Source organism: Nocardioides sp. NPDC000445, assembly GCF_040300245.1.
Classification (GTDB): Bacteria; Actinomycetota; Actinomycetes; order Propionibacteriales; family Nocardioidaceae; genus Nocardioides.
This window is the reverse complement of record NZ_JBEPDH010000046.1, coordinates 1-3,945: the sequence shown is the minus strand read 5'-3', so window position 1 is coordinate 3,945 and position 3,945 is coordinate 1. Positions and strand designations below refer to the sequence as shown.

Here is a 3,945-nt window from a genome sequence, read left to right as displayed (position 1 = left end):
ATCGCCGACCGGCTGCGTGACTCCGGCCTCGAAGTCGCCACGATCTACGGCCGCGACCGGTTCGATGCAGAGGCCGAGCGGCTCCGGTTCCAGACTGGGCAGGCGAAGGTCTGCGTCTTCACCACGGTCGCCTCGATCAGCCTGCACGCCGGCGAAATCCTCGCCGACGGTCGCCGGGCTAGCAGCGAGCCGCGGGTCGGCGTGTTCCACCAGGCCCGCTTCTCGGGTATCGCGGGACGGCAGGTGACCGGCCGCACCCACCGCGACCACCAGCTCTCGCCGTGGCACATCGCGTACGCGGAGGGCACCGTCGAGGAGCAGGTCGGCAGGTTGATGGTCGAGCGGATCGCTGCGGCCTCTGCCACGGTGGGAAGCGACATCACCGGCCTCACTGCCCTCGCCCAGCTCCTCGGCGCCGACTGGCTTCCCTCCACCGCCCTGACCGAGGTCGGCGCCTGACCTCTCCGCTCATGCAAGGCACACCGGCACCGTGGAGAAACCCATGCAGAGAGGTGGCGCGGCATTCCGCCGCCTGTCTTCGAGTTCGATGCGCCGGCTCCTATTGATGGGCAGGCGCGTTGCATTGACGTGGTAAGACGGCTGAGCGCTAGGAGTAGCGGTGGCTCTTTGCCTCGTGGCCCTGCTCGCGTGTGCAGGTGCGTCCACTCATCGAACGGTGGCCACACAGCGCCTCGGCGGGCGAAGGCGGAGCAGCCGTCTTGGCGGCCTGGGCCTTCGCAGGTCGAACCGCCGATCTGGTCGGCGTCGAGTCGGCGGTCGACGCACCTTGCCTTTCGCGATACCGGGCCTCGCGCATCGCCCGCATTGCGGCGTCCTTGCTCATTGTGTGATCACCTGACGAACTCTAGGCGTGCGTACCGACAGTTTCGTTCAGGCGCGGCGCCGACAACCGCCGCCGCTTCCCATCCCGGCAGCGCAAGATCCATGAAGGCGACCTACGCGGCCAACCTCGCCGCATCATTTCGCCGCGAGCGGACGTCCGAGGAGATCTCCATCCAGCACAGGCAAATGTCGGACCCAGCCCCGACGGGGGCCGAGAACCGCAGAGCTTGGCTATGGCGTCCCCGCGCCCAGAGGAGTAGACAGGGAACTACCGGCGGTGCCGGTCCGGGCACTGCCCTGCCCTAGAAAGGAGCGGGCCGTGTACGCACGTTCCAGTACGTTCCACGGGAACCCCGGCAACATCGACGCGGGCATAGCATTCGTCAAGGACGAGGTCGGGCCCTTGCTCGACAGCATCGAGGGCTGTCGCGGCCTCTCGATGCTGGTCGACCGCGAGACCGGGCAGTGCATCGCAACAAGTTCGTGGGAAGACGAGGCGGCCATGCGCGCCAGCGATGAGCAGCTTCGCCCGGTACGCGATCGAGGGAAGGACATCCTCGGCGGCTCCATGCAGGTCGACGAGTGGGAGATCGTCGTCATGCACCGTAGCCATCACGGCGAGTGCGCCCGCGTCAGCTGGCTGCAGGGTGACCTCGACGCCATGGCCGAGACCTTCCGGGTAGGGATCCTTCCCCAGCTCGAGCAGACCGCTGGGTTCTGCAGCGCCAGCCTGCTGATGAACCGGTCGTCCGGCCTGGGTTGCGCCACCACGGCCTGGGAGTCCCGCGCCGCGATGGAAGCCAGCCGCTCGGCGGCCGACGACATGCGCAGCCGGGCCGCGAGCGACGCGGGCGGCGAGATCGTCGACGTGCACGAGTTCGACCTCGCGTACGCGCACCTGCATGTCCCTGAGATGGCCTGACGTCCACGTCTTCGCCGAGCCCGCCCTGGCCGGGCTCGGCCACCGTGTCGGTGAATCCGCTGACGAGCCCCCGGTCTGGGAGGACACTGACCGTAAGGGAGTCCTTTGAAGCGAGGAGCCGAGGATGAGTCGCCAGATGACCATCACGATCCACGATCCTGATGTGGAGCGTCTCGATGAGCTCAGTTCGGTCTTACGCCGGGAGCTGCTGGACCTCGGCGTCGATGATGTCGAACGCGCGAGCGCGGGCGAGGCGCCTGCTGGCACCCGTGGCATCGACGTCGCGGAGATCGGGGTTCTGCTCGTGGGCTTCAAGGAGTCGCTGGTCGCCGTGACCGCCATCGTGGGGGTGATACGGGGGTGGATGTCCTCTACTCGCGGGGCCAACGCGGTCGAGCTCACCATCGGCGACCAGACACTCAAGATCGACTCGGCGTCGCGAGAGCAGCAGGATCGACTCATCGATGAGTTCGTCGCAGCCCTGCACGGGTCAGGGAAGCCGGAACCACCTACGTCCTCACCGGTGCCATGACCGCGGGTCGGCGCAGCGCACTGGTGGTGGCGAACGACACTTACGACGACCAGCGGTTGAGCAGGCTTCGCGCGCCCGCCACCGACGCCGAGCAACTGGCACGCGTGCTCCGGAACGCTGAGATCGGGGGCTTTGAAGTCGAGGTGTCACTCAACGAGCCGGAGCATGTGGTCCGGCGCAAGGTCTCTCGCTTCTTCGATGACCGCGGACCTGACGATCTCCTCCTGCTGCATCTTTCGTGCCACGGGGTGAAGGATGAGGACGGGAGGCTCTACTTCGCTACGCCGGACACCGAGATCGACCACCTGGACGCCACGTCCCTGCCTGCCGACTATGTGAACAGGCAGATGACGAGGAGTCGATCCCGGCGCATCGTGCTGTTCCTGGACTGCTGCTACAGCGGCGCGTTCGCGCGCGGGATGATGAATCGCGGCGACGAGCGCATGGACATCATGGAGCGTTTCGATGGCCGCGGGCGGATCGTGCTGACGGCGTCGAGCGCGATGGAGTACTCATTTGAGGGCGACCAACTTGCCGGCCAGGGCAAGCCGTCGGTGTTCACCTCGGCTCTGGTCGAGGGTCTGGCCACCGGCGAGGCGGACCGGGATCGTGACGGTTTCGTGTCAGTCGACGAGTTGTACGACTTCGCCTTCGACCGGGTGCGGACCGTCACGCCGTCGCAGACTCCGGGCAAGTGGGTCTTCGACGTGCAGGGGGACTTCTACATCGCCCGCAGCAACCGCCCACCTGAACCCGTGGACCTGTTGGCCGACCTGCGTGGGGCCATCTCGAGTCCATTCACCAATGTGCGTCTCGGTGCTGTGGAGGAGCTGGCCGCGTTGCTGGACGACACGGACTCCGCTCGCGCCGCTGCGGCCCGCATGGCGCTGGACGACATGGCTGAGCATGACACACAGCGTGTCGTGCGAGCGTCGGCCGAACGAGCTCGCCGGCCCGCCGAGGCCTCGCCCGAACCGACACCGGCCGCCCCGGAGCAGCCGACAGTCGTACCGCCCTTGCCAGACACACCCGCACCGGCAGCCGAAGCCGCTGTCGCGCGCGAGCCCGAGCACAGCCCGCGGCCGGTGGCAGCTACCGAGCCCAGGCCACCTGCGTGGGTGCCGGCCGTCGCGTCAATAGCTGCCGTGGTGCTCCTGGCTGCGATTCCGTTGCCGATGCTGGCCGAGGCCCCGACTTCCTGGGACTCGTTCGCGGTCGTCACGCCGTTCGAGGCAGGGCTTGCCGCCCTTGCTCTCCTCTTCGCTGCAGGCCAGCTCCGCCGTGAGCAGCTGGCTACAGCCGACGCAGCAGGACTGTTCATCGTGGTCGGGATCCTCATGGGCGCCGCCGGCATCGGACTGGTGAAGTTCTCCCTCGAGGAGATCGGTGCCATCGGTGTTGTTCTGGGTCTTCTTGTCGTGTGCGGCGGAGTGGGGGCCGTCGTGGCAGGCCGGGCGTGCTTGAGCGTGTCGCCGAGGGATCGCGACCTTGGTCCGGTCGAGCCCGTCTGGGTTGTATCAGCCATGGCGGGCGCTGGACTGGCCACCCTCGCACTGTTCATCCCCTACGACGGCTTCAGCTCGTACTGGACCGAGGTCGAGGAAGGCGCAAGCGCCGAGTTCATCTTCGAGCCGGCGGCAGTGGTCGG

At 67.5% G+C, this 3,945-nt stretch carries 3 protein-coding genes and 1 pseudogene; all 4 read left to right on the top strand.

The window, feature by feature from the left end; all coding sequences use genetic code 11:
* Window positions 1-459, top strand: a pseudogene (locus ABT304_RS30795) (helicase); the annotation flags it as partial.
* Window positions 460-1,162: 703 nt separating this feature from the next.
* Window positions 1,163-1,765: an antibiotic biosynthesis monooxygenase family protein gene (locus ABT304_RS30790; RefSeq protein WP_350721232.1), complete on the top strand. Its 603-nt coding sequence runs from the start codon at window positions 1,163-1,165 to the stop codon at window positions 1,763-1,765.
* Between the two features lie 124 nt (window positions 1,766-1,889).
* On the top strand, window positions 1,890-2,297 hold the full coding sequence (locus ABT304_RS30785) for a hypothetical protein (RefSeq protein WP_350721231.1): 408 nt from the start codon (window positions 1,890-1,892) through the stop codon (window positions 2,295-2,297).
* A partial coding sequence (locus ABT304_RS30780; protein ID WP_350721229.1) for a caspase family protein occupies window positions 2,294-3,945 on the top strand: 1,652 nt, incomplete at its 3' end. The genes ABT304_RS30785 and ABT304_RS30780, both read left to right, overlap by 4 nt.

Coding starts and splice junctions, on each gene's coding strand:
- ABT304_RS30785 (WP_350721231.1), top strand. CDS start 1,890: ATGAGTCGCCAGATGACCATCACGATCCACGATCCTGATGTGGAGCGT.